Genomic DNA, 1,180 nt, shown 5'->3' on the forward strand with positions numbered 1-1,180 from the left:
GTAATCGTTCACGGGGTGGGGGTATCAGTAGGCAGCAAGGATGGAACAGGTTCTCCCTGGCGAGCAGCCCGACATGCCTCAACCAAGTAATCTAACACTGGGCGATTTTGAGATCGCAAGGTTGTCACTACCGTCAGCATTCTGGAGACAAACAAACTGCCCTGCTGGCTTTGAGAACCAAAGCTATTTTTACGCCACAACACTGCCGGACGCAGTGCCCGCTCTGCTGCATTATTGGTCGGTTCAATCCCTTGAGTTGTGACAAACGTCCACATCGCCGCCTCGACTTTCAATAGTTGCTGACAGGTTCGCACCGTTTTTGCCAAAGGTGTCTTCTCACCCTTGCTAATGGCATAAGCTGCACCTTCTTCCAACAGGGTATGGATGCGCTGTTGAATTACAGCAACAATGGTGATGAACTCAGGGCGACTGAGGGTGCCATCTCGCACCCGATACCATTGCTCAAACAACAATTTCTGCTGCTCCAACAAGGCTTGACCTAGTACTCCGGCAACCCCACTGCGTTCGGCAATGCGAGTGAAGTCTCGTTTCAGGTGTGCCCAACAGATTTGCCGTTGGTCCAACTTCAACGGGTTATAAGCACTGAAACGGTCACTGCTGACAATGCCATTGAACCTCTCACCCAACAGTTGCTGGCACACCGCCTGAGAACGTCCTAGAAACACCGCAAAGTAGCTGACCAATGGGGTGACCATTACCCACAACCAACCTTTACGTCCGCTTGGATTGTTCCCATCTCCATTACCTTGTGCAAAACCTGTTTCATCCATATTCACATTGCTTTGTCTTTGCACATACTGGTGGGCTTCCGCCACAGCTTGAGCTAGTGATTCGCAACTCTCCTGCCGCAGTTGGTTGATACTGCCAACCGAAATCTTGACCCCAAACAACTCATTGAGCAACTCTTGAATCATCCGGTGGGATTGGCGGTACTGTCCACTGAGTACTCCAACATGAGCAGTGACTCGTTCTCCATAAATGCTGCCATTGATGATTTCCTCATCCCAAGCACGGGTGTATCCACCACATCGTTCACATCTCAAAGCGTGAAAGCGATGTTCTCTCACTTCAGGCAAAAGTTTAGGAATCTCAATCGTTTGAATCCGGTAAGGCTCACTATCTTCCCCCGCTAACGCCTCGCCACAATGGATGCATTCAC

General features: G+C 50.3%; 1 protein-coding gene. It reads right to left on the minus strand.

The features are described from left to right. Positions 1-8 precede the first annotated feature (8 nt). Positions 9-1,180: IS66 family transposase (locus IQ268_RS31985; RefSeq protein WP_193887516.1), on the minus strand; the 1,172-nt coding region annotated here is incomplete at its 5' end.

It is taken from the genome of Oculatella sp. LEGE 06141, assembly GCF_015207605.1.
Classification (GTDB): Bacteria; Cyanobacteriota; Cyanobacteriia; order Elainellales; family Elainellaceae; genus Oculatella.